Origin of the sequence: Flammeovirga yaeyamensis, assembly GCF_018736045.1 — a bacterium.
Classification (GTDB): Bacteria; Bacteroidota; Bacteroidia; order Cytophagales; family Flammeovirgaceae; genus Flammeovirga; species Flammeovirga yaeyamensis.
Genome location: NZ_CP076132.1, coordinates 1,849,939 through 1,869,267, shown reverse-complemented (window position 1 = coordinate 1,869,267; position 19,329 = coordinate 1,849,939). Strand labels below are relative to the sequence as shown.

Sequence of the window (19,329 nt, the reverse complement as noted above, 5' to 3'; positions counted from 1 at the left end):
GACATTCGCAGAATATTCTCTTCAATTAAGAAGGCTTAGAATTGCATATTTAAAATCTTGTACATAAATTATTATAACCATGAAAATTGAAAATCCAATTAGCATCACAAAACGTGCTGCTAAAGAGATTCAAGAAATATTAACCCAGAAAAAAGTTCCTGAAGGATACTCTCTACGCGTTGGTGTAAAAGGAGGTGGTGGATGTGGAGGTGCTCAATTCACCCTTGGATTTGACCAAACTAAGGAAGGTGATGTGGAATACACTACTAATAACATACCTGTTCTAATAGAAAAGAAACAAATGCTTTTTCTAATTGACTTAGAAATTGACTTTGAGGAAAGAAGAGAAGAACGAGGTTTTGTATTTAACAAGTTGTCCGGACAGTAGCTTTTTGCATAACTTTCAGAAAATGACACACGATAGTACTAATTCAAAAAATGTAGACATTAAAGCGTGGCTACCTCTAATTGTAGGGGTTTCCATAGGCATTGGTGTACTCGTAGGCTCTCATTTACGGGCCCCAGATCCATCGACCAATCGGTTGATGGTGGATAAAAATGCCACAAAGTTTGAACGTTTATTGAATTACGTCGATCAATATTATGTGGATAGTGTTGATATTAATGTATTAACACAAGAAGCTATTGACCATGTTCTGAAAGATTTAGATCCTCATACTGTTTATGTTCCTGCAGATGAAGCTGATATTATGGCTTCTCGTTTAGATGATGGTTTTGAAGGTGTAGGTATTGAGTTTAGAGTAATTGAAGATACTTTAAAAGTTTTATCCGTAATGCCGGGTGGCCCCTCTAAAAAAATTGGTATTCGAGCAGGTGACAAGATTATTGTTGTTAATGGTGATACAATTGCAGGTAAAGAATTGGACAATGCTTCCATTGTAAAAAAATTAAGAGGCAAAAAAGGAACTAAGGTTGATATAGAAATCAAAAGAAAAAAGAAAGAAGAACTTATTGCTTTTACCATTACACGTGATGTTGTCCCTACTCCATCTGTCGAAGCCCATTACATGATTGATGAAGAAACAGGTTACATTAAGATTAGTAAATTTGCAACGAAAACATACGATGAATTCCATAATGCTTTATTATTTCTGAAATCAGAAGGTATGGAAAACCTTGTGATCGATTTAAGAAATAATGGTGGTGGATTTTTAGGTCAGGCAGTAAAAATTGCAGATGATTTATTACCAAAAGACGATTTGATTGTTTACACAGAAGGCAAAGGAAACGAGTTCACTGAGAAAGAATTTAGCAAGAGAAATCCCGATTTCGAAGGACCAATAGCCATTTTAGTAAATGAAAGAAGTGCTTCTGCTTCCGAAATTGTAACAGGTGCTTTACAAGACCATGATCGTGCGGTTGTTATTGGAAGAAGAACATACGGTAAAGGATTGGTTCAAAGACAAATACGACTTAAGGACAATTCTTTATTGCGCCTAACAATATCAAGATATTTCACCCCTAGTGGAAGAAGTATTCAAAAACCTTATGGAGAAGGAATTTCTTACGGTGATGATATTTCTAATCGATACGAGAGTGGTGAATTATTCAACAAAGACAGTATCAAAACAGATAAAATGCCTCAATTTAAAACCGACAAAAATAGAATCGTTTATGGCGGTGGAGGTATTATTCCTGACAACTTTATCCCTTTGGATACAGCATCAATGGGCATTTACTATTACACATTAGAACATACTGATGTGCTACGAGATTTTGCAATTGAATACGCTAATGATCGCTACATTGATTTAATGGAGAATGGCTTGGATCATTTTATCAAGGATTTTGACAAACAAAAAAATGTCATCCAAGATTTAGAAGATTTTGCTGTACTCATGGGCATCAATAAAAGAAAACCCAATATCAATGATACTACGATTAACATCAACCTAAAACATAGGATAAAAGAGTTAATAGCTCAGACGATTTGGGGTGATGAAGGATATTATAAAGTAGCGAATTTGAAAGACCCAATGGTCAATGAAGCTCAAAAAGTATTTGATGAAGGGTTAGCTGAAGATGACACCACTTCTAAGTCAAAAAGTTGATAAAATTTAGTTATATTAGATAGACAATAACCCATTAAAAATGTTCTATCTATTTGATAATTATATTGATCCTTTAAAAAGTTTAATTCAGGAGTTTGATATTAATGAAACGGTATTTCTTTTTCTTGTTGCAGAGAATAATAAAGAAGAAATACCAACACTAATTGATGAATGTAATAAAATCAATATCAAATTCTTTGGAGGATTCTTTCCTAAAATTATTCATGGTAATAAAGCCTTAGATGAAGGGTTTATATGCCATCCTATTTCTTCGAAAAATTCACCCGTCTTCATTTCAAAAGAAAAGCTTTTCCACTCACAAAGTTTTAGTCATAAAGATGAGCAAAATATTTACTTGTTGATAGATGGTTTATCATCAAATTCTCAACGCATTATTGAAAACATCTATGAACAACTAGGTTCCGATTATCAAATTTTTGGTGGAGGAACCGGATCATTATCACTCAATCAACATCTAAGTGTATTTGATAATCATGGCATTTATAAAGATTGTGCCATCATCTGTTCTACCAATAATGAGTTTACCATTGATGTTAAACATGGTTGGAATCGATTATACGGGCCTTTGGTTGCTACAAAAACAGATAAAAATTGGATCTATGAATTGAATTGGCAGAATGCTTTTGAAGTGTATCAGGGGATCATTGGAAAAGAGATAATTGATAAAGATGACTTCTTTTCTGGTGCCAAGAATCATCCATTTGGTCTTTCAAAAGAAGGATATGAAGATATTATTCGTGATCCCATTTTAATTAATGAACAAGGTGCTATTAAATGTGTAGGAGAGATACTGGAGAATACCATTGTTTATATAATGGGTGCCGAAAAAACGGATTTGATACAAGCCGCAAACATAGCTGCTCAAAACGTAACGGTATCTAAAAAACCTTCTCAGCTGTTTCTAGTAGATTGTATTTCTAGATTATTATTTCTGGAAGATGAATATGAAAAGGAATTAGAGGTTTGTAGTGCACAGCACGAAACATCTCCTAACACCATTGGGGTTCTATCCCTTGGAGAAATCTCTTCATTGAGTAAAAATAAAATGGTTGAATATTTAAATAAAACTATTGTAGTCAATGCTATCGAAAAATAATAACCATGAAGTTATACAGGATATGATGCTTTTGTATGAGCTATCATTACAGACTGGAAAAACTTTACATTTTTACGAGAACATTAATAATTTCATTAAACTTTTAATGCATAGAAAGAGTATTTCTAATGCTTCATTGTGGATGAAAGGCAATACAATTTTAGAAACTAATTTAATAGAAACGGAAGATACTTCTATTGCTAACGAATGGATCAATATTTTAAGTTTCCCAACCAAAGAAGGTCATAGAACCGAAACTACATTGGTCAATCATTACCTTTCTCATCAGACCGCAGAGGATATTTTTACAATTGATATTGCCGAAGATTATAAGATAGAAGAGCATATAAAAATCTCATCGGGTACACACCTATTTCATTGTTTGGATAACTTTGGCATCATTCATTATCATTCCAGTACGTTCGAAGATGATAAGTTAAATGCACTATCCATAAAAAAATTAAATGTTGTCTTTAAACATTTTAAAAACTCTATCATTGCTTCTTTAAATCAGCTGAAATTAGAAAAGGAAATTGCCATTTCTAAAGAGAAAACTAGAGAGATTGATATGATATCAAAATTTGCATTACAAAATCCATATCCAGTAATGCGTTTTGATGGTGATGGTGAACTTATCTTTGGAAATGATGCATCTCAGTTTATACTACCTCATTTTGAAGAATTGAAATGGGCGTATGCTACTATGTTTAAGAAGACACTTGCGCTAAATGAAATGAAAGTATATGAACAAGTGATTCATAACAAACACTATGCTTTTACAGTTAGGCCAATTCAACAATATAATTACGTTAATGTTTACGGTATGGATATTAGCTCCAGAAAAATTGTGGAGCAGAAATTAAAGGACGAAAAAGAAAAAGCGGAAAGATTGGCTAATATTAAGATGGAGTTTTTATCAACGATGAGCCATGAAATCCGAACACCAATGAACTCCATTATCGGTTCTATCAACTTATTATTTGATTCTCATCTTAACGATTATCAACACAAAAAGCTTAACATGATGCAATTTGCTGCCGATAATTTACTGAGATTAATTAATGAAATCCTTGATTTCAATAAGTTAGAAGCTAACAAGGTGAACTTAGAAAAGATTCGTTTTTCTTTAACCGAGACTTTAGAGAATGTTTTTGCTATGCATATTGATAATGCAGAGAAAAAGAATATAACATTTGAATTGGAACTAGAAAAAATTCCTGTGGAATATGTTGTGGGTGACCCAACAAGACTTTCTCAGATTCTATTAAACTTAATATCCAATGCCATAAAATTTACTGATAAAGGTGGTGTGAAAGTAAATGTGCAAAGTACTTTCAAAAACGACTATTCGATAGTCTACGAATTTAAAGTTATCGATACAGGAATTGGAATATCAAAAGAGAAAATCAATAATATATTTCAAGCTTTTACTCAGGAGGATACAAGTACAACTAGACGATTTGGAGGTACTGGCTTGGGATTAAGTATTTCTAAGAAATTGGTCAATCTTCTTGAAGGTAGCTTAGACGTAGAAAGTGAAATAGGCAAGGGCACCTCTTTTATTGCAAAAATTCCTTATCAAATTTCTCCTAATCAAGAAAAAGAAGAAAAGAAAAAACGCAGACAAGTAAATATCGATCCTCAACAAGACCTAAGAAATGTAGATGTACTTCTAGTAGATGATAATGAATTCAATGTCCTTATTGCTACAGAATTTTTAAGCCGATGGCATGCAAATATTATTACTGCCAGAAATGGTCAAGAGGCAATTGATCAACTAAAGTCGAATAATGAATCCATTAAAATAATTTTAATGGATCTTCAAATGCCGGTTATGGATGGATTCGAGGCCACGGAAATGATACGATCTTTTGAAAAAGACTATTACAAAAACTTACCAATAATTGCTCTAACTGCAGATGTAACAAGCGATGATATTCATGGAATTGAAAATAAAGGCTTCAACGATTTTGCATCTAAACCTTTCGATCCTGAAAAACTATTAAAAAAACTGCTTCAATACATTTAAAAAAAGCAATAAACTTCTTGATAATTGAAAATTGACTGTATTTTTGAGAGTCCAAAATAAGGACATCTCACATCTCCGACTTTTCAAGATCTTAAACCAACAAAAAAACCGGCATTCCTATGGATACGCAACAGCAGAAAATGCTTAAAAACTTAAGTCCAACTCGGGCTTTAATTCCAATATTAATTGGTTTAGCAGTGCCGATATATATGGTTTGGTCATCCGATGATTTTCAAGTTGATCAAATAATCGATCACTTAGGGAACATGAACATTTGGTGGATCTTCCTATCATTTGTTGTTTTAATTGGTCGAGATGCCGGCTATATGTATAGAATTAGAACATTAACCAACAAACACCTCAGTTGGAATTCTAGTTTCTTTGTTATCATGCTATGGGAGTTTGCTTCAGCAATTACTCCTTCTGTGGTTGGTGGGACAAGTGTCGCCGTCTTTATCATGAATCGAGAAAAAATATCTTTTGGTAAGGCATTAAGTTTTGTAATGCTCACCGCCATATTAGATAATCTATTCTTCGTGTTCGCCTCCATTTTTGTCATCATACTTTTTCCTGGATCAATATTCCCTGCCAATAATTATTCTGCAGAAATACTCGGAATGACGCTTGGGTTGAAACAGATATTTGTGGTCAGTGTTAGCTTAATCGCAGTATATACCGCATTTATGGCTTGGGGATTATTTATCGGTCCAAAATCGTTTAAAAAATTCTTATGGTTTCTTACTTCCAATAGATTTACAAAACGTTGGAGAAGAATGGCCGTAAAAAGTGGCAACGAAATGATTGTAGCTTCAAGAGAATTAAAAGGACATAAAACTTCCTATTGGCTTAAAGTAATTCTCTCTACTGTCTTTATTTGGTCATCTAGATATGCAATGTTGAATTGTTTAATCAATGCATTTCTTCATATCGATTTATTCTCTTTAACTCAAGGGCAATTTTTAGATCAATTCCTTATTTTTGGACGTCAGATTATCATGTGGATTGTGATGTTGATCTCTCCTACTCCAGGTAGTGCAGGTACAGCTGAGTACTTCTTTGGAGAATTTTTTAAAGAGTTTTTCAACGATGCAGGTTTGGTCATTGTCGTCGCCCTTTTCTGGAGATTGTTCACTTATTATACTTATTTGTTGATGGGAACAATCGTTTTACCTACTTGGATCTCGAAAAGGTTTAAATAATTCCATTTAAATAACAATAATCAATTTCTTTCTTACGAACTTTACAGATGCATGTCTCGCAAAACTTTTGATACTACATTTAGTTAAATGTTAGGTAAAGTGCGTATGTACTTACCAAAATAGTATTTGATAACTTTCAATCAATTCAATATCAAATAGTTTGGGGGACTTCAGATTAAGTTTATTATGATCAGAAAGGAAAATAATTTGTCCGATTGGTTGCCTATCACTAAAAAAGAGATGGAACTAAGAGGATGGGATAGTTTAGATGTAATTATCATCTCTGGAGATGCTTATGTAGATCACCCTTCATTTGGTGCTGCAGTAATTGCTCGTTTGGTAGAAGCTGAAGGTTTAAAAGTAGGTATTATTCCTCAACCTAACTGGAGAGACGATTTAAGGGATTTCAAAAAGTTGGGTAAACCCAATCTATTCTTTGGTGTGACAGGTGGCTGCATGGACTCCATGGTAAACCACTACACGGCAGCAAAGAGAAAGCGTTCTAACGATGCGTATACTCCAGATGGTGCACCGGGTTTTAGACCTGATTATGCTACCGTAAAGTATACTAAGATCCTAAAAGATCTATATCCTGATATTCCTGTTCTAATTGGTGGTATTGAAGCTTCACTTAGAAGAGTGACTCATTACGACTATTGGTCTGATCAGTTAAAGCCTTCGATTTTAAAGGAATCGGGTGCGGATATCTTGGTATATGGTATGGGAGAACAACCTTTGAAGCAAATCATTAAGTTGGTGCAAAAAGGAGTTCCTATGCGTTCGTTAAAAACGATTCAACAAACAGCCATTCTTCAACCTATCGAAGAAGATATTCCTAAAGGAGTGCATTGGAATACGATTGAATTGAATTCACATGAGAAATGTTTAGAAGATAAAATCGCTTTTGCTTCTAATTTTAAGCATATCGAAAGAGAATCGAATAAACAATATGCCGATCGTTTAACTCAAGAAGTAGGTAACGAAAGGTTAGTGATTAACCCTCCTTACAAAACCATGAAGGAGAAAGAAATCGATGCTTCTTTTGATTTACCTTATACCCGATTACCTCATCCAAAGTATAAAAACAAAGGACCTATTCCTGCCTTCGAAATGATTAAGTTCTCTATCAATATGCATAGAGGGTGTTTTGGTGGGTGTAGTTTCTGTACAATTTCTGCACATCAAGGTAAAATGATTGCTTCCCGTTCAGAAAATTCAATTCTGAAAGAAATCAAGGAAGTGACCAAAATGCCTGATTTTAAAGGTTACTTAAGTGATTTGGGTGGACCTAGTGCGAACATGTACAAAATGAAAGGTAAGGTGCAATCCATTTGTGATAAGTGTGTGAGTCCATCATGTATCCACCCTGTGGTTTGTGATAACTTAGATTCTTCTCACAAAGCGATGACACAATTGTATCGTAAAGTAGATAAGATGCCTGAAATTAAAAAGGCATTTGTAAGTAGTGGTATCCGTTATGACTTGTTGGTGTCTGATTATAACAAATCGGATGAAACCAAAAGTTTACATGAATACATGGAACAAGTGGTAACAAGACATATTCCAGGCCGTTTGAAAGTAGCTCCTGAGCATACTTCCGATCCGGTTTTAAGAATTATGAGAAAGCCATCTTTCAAGCATTTCCATACTTTTAAACAAAAGTTTGATCAGATTAATAAGAAGCACGGTTTAAAGCAACCACTTATTCCTTACTTTATTTCTTCACACCCTGGGTGTGAAATGGAAGACATGGCTAATTTGGCTTTAGAAACAAAGGAAATGGGCTTCCAATTGGAACAAGTGCAAGACTTTACTCCTACACCAATGACTACTGCTACAGTCATCTATTACGCAGGAGTTCATCCATATACCTTAAAACCTGTAGATACAGTAAAAGATCCTAGAAGAAAGAAAGATCAGAATAAATTCTTCTTCTGGTATAAAAAAGAAAACCACCAATGGATTAGAGACACCTTAAGAAAAACAGGTAACTCTAGAATGGCAGAAGACCTGCTTAAATATCACGCTCAACAAAAACGTGAAGAAAAATTCAAACAAGTGGATAAGGGTGTATCTAAAGTAGGTGTAGGAAAAGGGAAAAGTAATTCTGGTAAACCGAAATCTAGAAACAAAAAGAGAAGAAGGTAACTTTTTCTAAATTGATATAAACAAAAAAGCCTGTCTTACGACAGGCTTTTTTACTTTGAAGAATATAATATTTCTACTTGTTATATTTAGAAATTCAATGAAAAATTGAATGGTATCACCACCCAAGATGGAACTGCTTCTGCATCCCCTGTTGTATTATTAATTACAACCGTTGGCTCAAACTCTAAAGATTTCACTGCATTATCTACTGCAGATGCTAAACGAGTATCAGAACCTTCCATAATAGTATATTTCTCTACGGTCCCCTCAGCACTAACATATACTCTTACTTTAACAGTACCTTCGATTGCTAAATTTTTTCCTATCTCAGGATACTCTACTAAACGCATAGCCTCCTCGTAGTTAATAACTTTAGCCTGCTTATATGAGAATAAAGGTTTGTCATCTTCTGGATGATTTTCTGCAGTAGCACTATTTAAGAATAAAGCAAATGTGAATAATAAAGCCGATAATATATTTAATTTTTTCATAGTTGTATTTTTTTGTTTGTCGTCATTCCAATGTCACTCTTTGTTAACATTGATGTAACAAATATAGATAAAACATTTGTAAAGCGTGTGAATCACACTTATCATTTTTTGATGATTAACATCATGTATATGACTCAATAAAAGTGTTTTCATGTGTAAATCGTTGATTTATTGACTGTTAATGGATTATTTTATAATATTCACTTTCTTAACATTGAGTTCATATTGCGTAATATGTTAAACCTATTTTAATCTTGTTGAGTTGCGTTTTCAACTAAGTTTTTAGTTTTTTAACTAAAATATTAGTTGATAAATTTTGATAACTAAACTTTTAGTTGATAATTGCAGATGTATTCGAATAGTTAAGTACTATTTCATTCAATCATCATCTATCATATGAAAAAGTTAACCACTGCAGAAGAACAAGTAATGCAAGTTTTATGGAACCTAAATAAAGGTTTTGTAAAAGAGATTATAGCAGAACTTCCAGAACCAAAACCTGCTTACAATACCATCTCTACTATTATTAGAATTTTAGAGCAAAAGGAATTTGTTGGTCATGAAACCTTTGGGAAGTCACATCAATATTATCCTTTGATAAGCAAAGAACAATACTCACATCAGTATTTAAAAAGCTTTGTTGGGCGTTTCTTTAGTGGTTCTTTTGAAAACATGGTATCCTTCTTTGCTAAAAAAGAAGATGTCAATATCAATGAATTAGAAGATTTATTAAATGATTTAGAGTCAGATAAAAACAAAAAAGAATAAGTTATGATACGCTATCTATTTATCTCCTCTATTGGTATTACTCTCCTTTCTTTAGTTTATATACTATTCTTAAAGAAGCAAACGTTTTTTCAACAAAACAGGCTGACACTATTGTTGGGGTTAATTATTAGTTTATTGTTCCCGGCAGTAAATATGCTAAGCTATACTGCTGATATAGTTGCAATACAAAGTTTACCAACTGTTTATCTTCCTGAACTCACTATTGGTGAAGGTACTTCTGTAAAAGAGACTTTAACGACCATTAATTATTGGTCTATTTTACTTTGGCTCTATATAGGAATTACCTCTGCATTACTTATTCGATTTATTTTTTCGAATATCAAATTAATACGATTTATCTCGAAAAGTAAGTGGGAAAAATTTGAAGGAAACCATTTGGTTTTCACCGAGGGTAAGTATCCAACCTTTGCTTATCTGAAATATATCTTTTGGGATAACTCAAAAGAACTGAATAAAAAAGAGCAGTTACTGATTCTTAGACATGAAGAAACGCATGTTAAAGAACTACACTCTATTGACATATTTGCGATGGAATTGATTAAAATTCTATTTTGGTTCCATCCTGCGATATATATCATTGATGCTGCACTGCGCACGCAGCATGAATACATTGCCGATAAAAAGGCGAATGAAATGACTAACGATGCATCATACGGTCAGTTAATGGTTCGATCACTTTTTGAAGATCTCTCTCTTAGTGTCGGCCATGGATTTCAATTTTCCACCGTAAAAACAAGAATTAAAATGCTAAAACAAGAACGCTCAGCACAATGGAAACGTGCTTTCTCGATTGTATCTCTTATTTCTATCTTAGGTTCTATTGTTGTACTTCAATCTTGCGTCGATAATGAGGTGAGAGCGATGAATGATCAATTGAAAGATGTGAACGTTAAGACATTATATGGTTTTAATATTGAAGATAAAACGTATTGGGATACTCAAGGTAAAATATTTTCATCTAACCTTGAGGAAGGAACTTCTACAATTACATCTGATCAGTTAGAACCTGGAAACATTGAAACTATCAATGTGATTAAGGAAACTTCAAAAATGCCTGTAATGTTTCATGGGAAGGTTGACGGTATTATTGTAATGACTTTTAGAGATGCTCTAAAATCACCTATTATTTCTCAAATAAAATCTCTTCCCTATACCGAAAGAGATTATGATGCAGAGAAAGAATTTGCAAGTAAAATGGCTAATGTTGAACAGGATAAGGAAGAAATATTCGAAGTGGTTGAAAACCCTGCTGGAGCACCCAATGGAATGCAGGCTTTCTATGACAAATTAGGTCAAAATATCAAATGGCCTAAAGAATTAGCCCGTACTGATGTTGAAGGTAAAGTTTATGTTCAATTTATTGTGAATAAAGAGGGTAAAGCAGAAGATGTAAAAGTAGTGAGAGGTTTACATCCTTCTCTAGATGAAGTAGCAAGAGCTGCAGTAGAAAAAACTGTGGTAGATTGGCATCCTGCAACGCAAAGAGGACAAGTTGTAAAACAAAGACTAATATTACCTGTACATTTTAAGTTATAATTTTATCTAAATAAAATATTACGGGTTGTTGTATTTCATCTACAACAACCCGAAAAAACTAACTTTCATGAATATCAAACTTTTTCTTTCACTCCTATTTATCAATTATTGTTCGTTTATTTTTGCTCAAGAAAGTAGAAAAGATATCAAGCACAAACAGGTTGAACAGATAGTAGCATTCAAATCTAAACGACTTCATAAGACTCTTTTAAAAAATAGTTATCATATAACCTCTGCTCAGAGAATTAAAGAACGAGATGAAAAAAGAAGAAAAGAAAAACGTATTGAGGTATTAAGTCACTGTACTACACTTTCATATCAAGAACATAAAATCAAATTTAGTGCAACTGACTTAAATCAAATTCCAGATAAAATTGTAGGGTTAGAAAATTTGGATACCCTCGTATTTACCAATCATCGACTAAAGCAATTTCCAACAGATTTAAAATCGATAGAAAATATTCGATATCTAAATTTATCTCAAAATGATTTTTCAGATAAAAGGATTAAAATAAAGAAGTTTAAAAATCTAGAGTATTTGGATTTAAGTGATTGTGGTATTTCTCAGTTACCAAAAGGTTTACGTAAGCTTAAGAAACTTAAGGTGCTTCGTATTGGAAATAACCCTTTGATAAACACCAAAAGAATCCACAAGTGTAAATCAATTGAAAGTTTAAACCTTGATCGATCGAGTGCTTTAATCGACCCCTACTCTATTTGTAGAATGAAAAGGTTATCCAACTTATCTATTAATGAAGGATTTGTTGACTTTATTCCCAAAGAAATTGGTCAATTACAACAATTAAAGGTTCTTCTACTAGCGTCAAATAACATAGCAGAAATTCCTGAGTCTATTGGACAATTAACTCAATTAGAAAACTTGATACTTTACCGAAATAAGATCCAGGAAATCCCAAAAGAAGTATTTTCATTAAAGCAATTAAAAGAATTAGATATCTATCATAATCAGATTACTGAGGTTGATGCTGATATTAGACAACTACAAAACTTAACTAAGCTCTATCTCTCATTTAATCTTTTGGAAGATGTTCCTGATGAATTAGGTGAATTAAAGAATTTGCAAGCACTCTACATTCATCATAACAAACTGAGAGGATTTATCAATATCAAACAACTTAGTAAATTAAGAATACTTGATATTTATGATAATCAACTCTCAGACCTTCCAGAGGGTATTACCCAATTAGATCAATTAAAAGAATTAAATATTAGTAGCAATATGATTGAGAAAATTCCTAATCAACTTATTCAGTTAAAGCAGTTGGAATATCTCAACATAAAAAATAATCCACTAGATGATGATTCTAATCTAAACAATACACTCACTCAATTATATAACAACGGAGTATATATCACAAAGTAGGTTAACCATAAACAACCTCACTTTGATTAATATATAGATGATGATGATGAAAAAGGGTTTCCGAAAGGAAGCCTTTTTCTATTTATTTAAATTATTATTGTTAATCAATTTAAATACCGCAACCCAAACACAGTTTAACCGTTTAGTTAAATATAAGTTTAATATCAACCAATAATATTTGATGATAAAATTTATACTCTCTTGATTTGAAGTTAATAATCAAATCAATTTGCAAAATCATAAACCTAATTTAACCATTTGGTTAAGTTAAAAAATTCACTAAAATGAAAAAATTAATATCTCTTTTTGCTATCAGTTTATTTATGACATTCAATGTTGTAGCACAATACGATCAAGGTCCAAATGATTACAAAGGTGATTATAAAGGAACAGGTACAAAAGCTGCTGGCTATGTTAACAATAAAGAAAGTGTAGTTACTGATGACATTAATGATTTAAAAAATCAAGCAGGTGTTTTCCAAACAGATTCTGCTCAATTAATGACCACTTTAACAGCAGGTGTTCCATTAGGAAGGTGGAATGAAGGTTTAATGTTTGAAGGAATCGCTCCAATGGATCATATGGTTTCAGCAGCCAATTGGTATCCTAACACAGAGGATCTTTTGGAAGAAGAAATTAGAATCATATTTATGGGATCTTCTCCAATGATTCGTCCAGGTCAAGCCAATACTTCTATCTTAATACAATTTGGCAATGGTAAGAACTTAATCTTTGATATTGGAGAAGGTTCGGTTGCTAACTTTGTTGGTGCTGGTATTGCCTTAAACGAGATCAACGACGTATTCTTAACTCACTTGCATGTTGACCACTACGGTGCATTACCTTATGTGTATATGTTTGGTGCATGGAACGGTAGATGGAACGAACCTCTAAGAATTACTGGACCATCGGGTTCTGAACCTAAATACGGTACAGCACACATGGTTGAAGGTATGAAGATGATGACGGAATGGCACAGAGATGCTTTCGATGTGTTCCCTATTGGTAGAGGATGGGAAATTGAAGTAAACGAATTCGATTTCACTGATGATGGTGGTGTAATCTATGACCAAGATGGAATTCAAGTGATCCACTGGCAACAAGCACACTGTAAAGATGGAGCTTCTGCTTACCGAGTAGAATACAAAGGTATGTCGGTTGTTTTCTCTGGTGATGGTAGACCTAATAAATTAACCGCTAAATATGGTAAAGACGCCGATGTCTTGATTACAGAGATGCAAGTAGAAGTAGTTTCAATATCTTCTCAAGTATATGGTGTTCCGGCAGTACTTTCTAGATATACCATCGATACGCACCACAACCCTGCTTATGCAGCCGGTAAATTATACGATGATGCCAATCCAAGATTAGCGATGGCCACTCACACCTTCGACGATTTGTATGCCAACAACGAAATGGTGGCAGAAGTTAGAGAACATTATAACGGTCCTTTCCACTTTGGTTTTGATGGAGTGGTTGTGAATGTCACAAAAGATAAAATTTGGGTAAGAGATGGTCAGTTACCAGATTATCCAAATGCTACACCTCCTCAGGCAGGATCTCAGGTATCTGCAAACGATGGTATGATTGTACCAGTTCCAAGAAAGAAAAGAGAGGACATGCAGAACCAATATATTAGAGACATGCAGTATAAACCAGAAGAGTACTACCCAGAAGGATACCAACCAGAGTTAATGCCAGTATGGCCATCAGATAAACCAATATTCGTTCCTACAGAAAAGATTCCTTCTTCAATGAAGAGAAGAAGAACAGACTTCGATTCTGATGGTAATTTCATCAAAAGCAGAGATTATAAATTAGATAACACAGAGAATAAATAATTATTAAAATAATAAGCCGGCCTTCGGGTCGGCACTAAAAAATATCATTATGAAAAAGTTAATCACTCTATCCATCTTCCTTTTATTTCAAATCACTTCATTCGCTCAAACAAAAGAAATTGCCATTATGGCTTTACGTTCAGAAGAACATACAAAAGTTACCTTGGAAGATGACACCGTTGTATTTACCGATCATTTTAACGCTTTGGAAAATATTGAAGATTATGATTTTCTTGCTTTGGAATTGGCAGAAAGTTTATTTCACCAAATGTGTAATGAAGAACAAACTAAGTATTTTAATACTCTATTTGCTGAAAATTTAAAATACCAAAACATTATTGAGTGTAAGGGAGGAACTATTCTTAATCTTACCGCTGATAATAAAGGAATTAAAGTAGTAATTACCACTTACCCGGAAGGTGAAGTTGCTAACGAATACTTTAAGTTTGATAATTGATCTTCCCCCAAAAACTAAAAAAGGCTTTGATGAATTGAATCATCAAAGCCAAAATTTCTTATTGCTGCTTTTAGTAAATTGATATAGGTTTTTTATTGGTTTTTAGTAATGATTACACTTTTTCAGTCTTTCGTTTCCTAAACTTATTTACAATACTCACCTTTCTGAATAATGAGTAGTACACAAATAAACCACCTGCTGCGAAATCAATAAAAATCCAAACTAACTTACTACCAATCTCTAATGGAAATAATGGATTAAAAACAACAAAGATGGAAACAAACCCTAACAAGTGAACGGTTAACCGTTGAAACATTTTCCACTCTCTTGCAGAAGCAAGAACGGCCCCAATACTAATAATTACTTTTAAAAATACATAGTACTCAGTAGGTAAGGGAAATACTGAGAGGAACAATAATGTGGCGCAAATTATAAAGAAGTTAATCATTTTTATAGTCGAAGTTGGTTGATGGATAATAAAACAAATTTATGTCTAAGGGATAACCGTTATACGATAAAGTTGTTTAATGAATTAATTTTCGTACACTCTATAAAACAGTGTAAAGTGTTTAGATTATTCAGTTATATGAAAATATTCACAATCAAAACACTGCTATTTATATACAAACTCCATAAATATCATCACAATAACAATACCTTTATTGTTAAATAATTAATATTCAGACCATTTTTTCGATTTTTCATTAAAAACTGTCAAATGACAGATAATTATGCAATTAAAAACTATTACTAAGATGAAATATCACATAGTTTAAAGGAAATGCCTATTCTACTTTTGTAGAGTCAGCAAACAAAACTTAACGTTTTAAAGATTGTGTAACAAAAGGAATTAAGTCACGCTTATTCCCTACTAACAAAGATATCAATGAACTTTTATACTTTTTCAATTTCTCATCGCAACGCTACAATAAACATTAGAGAGAAGTTTTACTTATCAGATCAAGAGACTTCTGAATTTTTATTACAACTGAATGACACTATAAATATTCAAGAAGCTATAGTGTTATCTACTTGCAATAGAATGGAAGTCTATTATCTAAGCGAATCCAATCAAACTGATTTGATCCTTAAATTACTTTGTGCTTTTAAGTGTGAACTTCCTTCCAAAAAGTATTATAAATACATTGATTCTTATGAGCATGAGGCTGGCATTAAACATTTATTAGAGGTGGGTATGGGTCTAGACTCCTTTATTCTAGGTGATTTACAAATTTATGGTCAGTTAAAAAACGCATACAATATTGCTACTGAAGTGGGTATGTGTAAAAGTTACCTGCACCGCTTAATGCACACTTTATTTAATGTTCATAAAAAAGTCTTTAACGAAACTGAATTTCTCAAAGGAGCTACATCTTGTGCCTACAATGCCGCTAAACTTCTAAAAGACACTTACTTACCACATGAAACTACATTAATTATCGGTATTGGCGATATGGGAAAAAACGTCGCTGGCTATCTTTCTAGATTAAATGTGAAGAATGTTTTCCTAACGAATAGGACCATGTCAAAGGCGATACAAATGTGTAATGAAACAGGTTTTCAGCTACTACATTACGATCAACTCAATGCACATTTATCTTCTTTTGATCACATTATTTCTTGTGTAGACGGGAATTCAAGAACATTTGGTGTAGGTGATTTTGATGGTGCCTATCCTAAAACATTAATCGATCTTGGAACACCTAGATCGATCAATTCTCAACTACTTAAATACGGTTGTCAGGTACTTAATATAGACGATTTAAGTAAATACAAAGAACAAACATTAGCTACTAGAAAATCAGAGATTGAAAAAGTAAATACTTTGATTCAAGAGGGTATTCATCAATTTGCACTTTGGAAAAAGGAGCAAAATATGGTTCCCACAGTACGATTCCTTAAACAACAATTGCAAGAGTTAAGAGAGTTATCCCTAGCCAACTTCAAAAAAGAAATGAACCCAGAAGAAATTGCTGCGGCAGAAAAGGTATCTAATCAACTTATCAATAAGATTATTAGTCTACCTGCAGTACAATTAAGAAAAGCTTGTCAAAGAGGAGATTCTGCAGATTTAAGCGAGGCATTAACTGCTTTGTTTACTCTTGACAAGGAAGAAATATTATCATAATAACTAAATTTTACTCTACTATGGGATTTTTATCATCACTTTTCGGTAAGAAGAAAAAAGAAGAAGGACCGATCACTTCACAACAAAAAAAACTTGTGCAAAACACTTTTGCTATGGTGGCACCAATTTCTGATAAAGCAGCAGAAATTTTCTACACCAAACTTTTTGAACTGGATCCTTCTTTAAGACCTTTATTCAAAACAGACATCAAAGAACAAGGTAAAAAGTTGATGACTATGCTTGCTGCTGCAGTGAATGGATTAAACGACTTAGATGCGTTAGTTCCTGTAGTACAAGATTTGGGTAGAAGACATGTAGTGTATCAAGTAGAAGATAAACACTATGATACTGTTGCAGAGGCTTTACTTTACACTTTAGGTGTAGGATTAGGCGACGACTGGACAGATGAAGTACAAGAAGCTTGGACAACTGTTTATACTGTTTTGGCAACGACTATGAAAGAAGCTGCCGCAACTGTAGAAACTGTTGAATAAATAACAATCGACTCTTTCATGAGTAACCATTCTATGGTACATGGGCAAGGGGCTTTTCACTCGGTGTCCCTTCGCCCACCTTTAACAATCACGCTTAATTAATATCAGACAGCCATTGCTATTGCTACTGATTTTTTAATACACATGTTTCAAACAATACACTACAATCATGACTTTCAGATCTAACATTATTAAGACAACTTTCATTTTATTTATTATTGGTTTGACAAACTTTAGTTGTCAACCATTACTAGAAGACAATACTGGAACCGAAGTTTCCTCGAAAAAGTATTCTATTGAAGAGGCTTTTACAATTGTCGCTAAAGAAAATGATGTAGCCAGAACATTATACACTAAAGCCATTGTGGGTGCTGGCAAAAAGAAAGGACTTAAGTTCGATGAAGATTGGGAAAAAGACCATGTGGAAGCTGGTCCACTACCTGCTCTATTTTTAAGAGGAATTGCTGGAGAAATCAGAAAAGACACAGAAGTGCCACTTGGGTTGTTTCTTGGTTCGGATTTCCCCATTAGAAAATCGAATAAATTCAAGGGTAAACAAGCTGAACTGTTTGCACAGATGAGAGAAGACGAACAGCCAAAATTTTTCTTCGATGAGGAAAATAAACTCTATACAGCTATGTTCCCTGACTTTGCATCGGCTGGTGCTTGTGTCAGCTGTCACAATCAACACCCTGAAACTACTAAATCGGATTGGGTATTGGGAGATATTCAAGGAGCAACAACATGGACTTATCCTGAAGACTCTGTATCATTCGATGAGCTGGAAAAAATGATTATGGCATATAGAAATGGAGCTTCGTCTACCTTCCAGAAATACATTGATAAAACAAAGACATTTAAAGATAGTGATATCCCTGTTGTTGGAGTTGAATGGCCTGCAGAAGGTTATCAATTACCAGAACCTACCATTTTCTTAGATTCAGTTGGGGAACTGGCCTCTGAAGAAACTTTAAATGCGATACTAAAACTTTAAAAGAATTCTATCAGAAGTTTGTGATTTTTAATATTTACTATCAATAGTTAGTATGATGATGCCGCGCCTCCAACTATTATGTATTGGTATTCCCCACTTTCACCTGGCCAATAGTGATGTATTACAACCCCGGAGGTGCGGTCCATCTAAATCTCATCGTTATGAGCAAGCAAAATTACATTTATATTGGTGGTTTTCTCTTTCTATTATTTGTATTACAAGATGCATTAGAACTGAGGTGGGAACCCCTTTACAGTTTACAACAAGAACAATCTTACAGAAGGTGGTCAGGGCTTGGGCTCATGATTATTATTCTGTTTCAATGGACTTTAAGCTTAGTGCGTATTACCCCAAAATGGGAAAGCCGTTCTATCTTGTTTCATAAGATCCATAATTGGTTGGGAGCCTTTACTCCTCTCCTATTTTATATACATTCTATGGAACTAGGGTTTGCCTACTTAATGGTATTGAGCGTTACATTCTTCCTCAACTTTTTGATGGGGATGTTCAACCTGCAAGTCCTTAAATCAAAATCTCAACTCGTTTTTCAAGGCTGGATGATTATTCATGTAGGCTTTTCTGTTTTCATCACTTTTATGACCTTCTATCATATTTGGGTGGTGTTTTATTACGAGTAACTCACAACTAAA

Annotated in this window: 17 protein-coding genes; 15 read left to right on the top strand and 2 right to left on the bottom strand. The window is 33.5% G+C overall.

Annotated elements, in window-relative coordinates; genetic code table 11:
* Positions 1-79 precede the first annotated feature (79 nt).
* The 6 genes from KMW28_RS07250 to KMW28_RS07225 all read left to right on the top strand — a co-directional run bounded on the left by KMW28_RS07250 (position 80) and on the right by KMW28_RS07225 (position 8,565).
* Positions 80-388: a HesB/IscA family protein gene (locus KMW28_RS07250; RefSeq protein WP_066208805.1), complete on the top strand. Its 309-nt coding sequence runs from the start codon at positions 80-82 to the stop codon at positions 386-388.
* 22 nt (positions 389-410) lie between these two features.
* Entirely contained in the window at positions 411-2,072 is a 1,662-nt protein-coding gene (locus KMW28_RS07245; RefSeq protein WP_169663975.1) for a S41 family peptidase, read from the top strand.
* 40 nt (positions 2,073-2,112) lie between these two features.
* Positions 2,113-3,189 (top strand): FIST signal transduction protein, encoded by a 1,077-nt coding sequence (locus KMW28_RS07240; RefSeq protein WP_169663976.1) that lies wholly within the window; start codon positions 2,113-2,115, stop codon positions 3,187-3,189.
* 106 nt (positions 3,190-3,295) lie between these two features.
* Positions 3,296-5,218 carry an ATP-binding protein gene (locus KMW28_RS07235; RefSeq protein ID WP_169663977.1) on the top strand — a complete coding sequence of 641 codons (1,923 nt, stop codon included), beginning with the start codon at positions 3,296-3,298 and terminating at the stop codon, positions 5,216-5,218.
* A 119-nt stretch (positions 5,219-5,337) separates the two neighbouring features.
* Positions 5,338-6,417, top strand: coding sequence for a lysylphosphatidylglycerol synthase transmembrane domain-containing protein (locus KMW28_RS07230; RefSeq protein ID WP_066208815.1), 1,080 nt, complete (start codon positions 5,338-5,340; stop codon positions 6,415-6,417).
* 186 nt (positions 6,418-6,603) lie between these two features.
* Entirely contained in the window at positions 6,604-8,565 is a 1,962-nt protein-coding gene (locus KMW28_RS07225) for a YgiQ family radical SAM protein (RefSeq protein ID WP_169663978.1), read from the top strand.
* 86 nt (positions 8,566-8,651) lie between these two features.
* Here KMW28_RS07225 and KMW28_RS07220 read toward each other — a convergent pair whose 3' ends face one another.
* A complete protein-coding gene (locus tag KMW28_RS07220) occupies positions 8,652-9,056 on the bottom strand; it encodes an energy transducer TonB (RefSeq protein ID WP_169663979.1) in 405 nt (134 codons plus the stop codon).
* Positions 9,057-9,452: 396 nt separating this feature from the next.
* On the opposite strand from KMW28_RS07220, the gene KMW28_RS07215 reads away from it, so the two are divergent.
* The 5 genes from KMW28_RS07215 (at position 9,453) to KMW28_RS07195 (ending at position 15,063) form a co-directional block, all read left to right on the top strand.
* Positions 9,453-9,824, top strand: coding sequence for a BlaI/MecI/CopY family transcriptional regulator (locus KMW28_RS07215; protein ID WP_066208821.1), 372 nt, complete (start codon positions 9,453-9,455; stop codon positions 9,822-9,824).
* A gap of 3 nt (positions 9,825-9,827) precedes the next feature.
* Positions 9,828-11,381, top strand: coding sequence for a M56 family metallopeptidase (locus tag KMW28_RS07210; RefSeq protein ID WP_169663980.1), 1,554 nt, complete (start codon positions 9,828-9,830; stop codon positions 11,379-11,381).
* 67 nt (positions 11,382-11,448) lie between these two features.
* The gene (locus KMW28_RS07205) at positions 11,449-12,765 is read left to right on the top strand and encodes a leucine-rich repeat domain-containing protein (RefSeq protein ID WP_169663981.1); all 1,317 of its coding nucleotides are present in this window, start codon (positions 11,449-11,451) and stop codon (positions 12,763-12,765) included.
* A 284-nt stretch (positions 12,766-13,049) separates the two neighbouring features.
* On the top strand, positions 13,050-14,606 hold the full coding sequence (gene gntH, locus KMW28_RS07200; RefSeq protein ID WP_169663982.1) for a guanitoxin biosynthesis MBL fold metallo-hydrolase GntH: 1,557 nt from the start codon (positions 13,050-13,052) through the stop codon (positions 14,604-14,606).
* A 49-nt stretch (positions 14,607-14,655) separates the two neighbouring features.
* Positions 14,656-15,063 carry a hypothetical protein gene (locus KMW28_RS07195; protein WP_066208830.1) on the top strand — a complete coding sequence of 136 codons (408 nt, stop codon included), beginning with the start codon at positions 14,656-14,658 and terminating at the stop codon, positions 15,061-15,063.
* A gap of 112 nt (positions 15,064-15,175) precedes the next feature.
* On the opposite strand, the gene KMW28_RS07190 is transcribed toward KMW28_RS07195, so the two are convergent.
* Positions 15,176-15,511: a DUF6804 family protein gene (locus KMW28_RS07190; RefSeq protein ID WP_066208831.1), complete on the bottom strand. Its 336-nt coding sequence runs from the start codon at positions 15,509-15,511 to the stop codon at positions 15,176-15,178.
* 438 nt (positions 15,512-15,949) lie between these two features.
* Between KMW28_RS07190 and hemA the strand changes: the two genes are divergently transcribed.
* From hemA to KMW28_RS07170, 4 genes are all read left to right on the top strand, one after another.
* Positions 15,950-17,191 (top strand): glutamyl-tRNA reductase, encoded by a 1,242-nt coding sequence (gene hemA, locus KMW28_RS07185; RefSeq protein WP_169663983.1) that lies wholly within the window; start codon positions 15,950-15,952, stop codon positions 17,189-17,191.
* Between the two features lie 20 nt (positions 17,192-17,211).
* Positions 17,212-17,685: a globin family protein gene (locus KMW28_RS07180; RefSeq protein WP_205958175.1), complete on the top strand. Its 474-nt coding sequence runs from the start codon at positions 17,212-17,214 to the stop codon at positions 17,683-17,685.
* A 169-nt stretch (positions 17,686-17,854) separates the two neighbouring features.
* A complete protein-coding gene (locus KMW28_RS07175) occupies positions 17,855-18,679 on the top strand; it encodes a c-type heme family protein (RefSeq protein ID WP_169663984.1) in 825 nt (274 codons plus the stop codon).
* A gap of 161 nt (positions 18,680-18,840) precedes the next feature.
* Positions 18,841-19,317, top strand: a complete 477-nt coding sequence (locus KMW28_RS07170) for a hypothetical protein (RefSeq protein ID WP_066208838.1) — start codon at positions 18,841-18,843, stop codon at positions 19,315-19,317.
* The last annotated feature ends 12 nt before the right edge of the window (positions 19,318-19,329 follow it).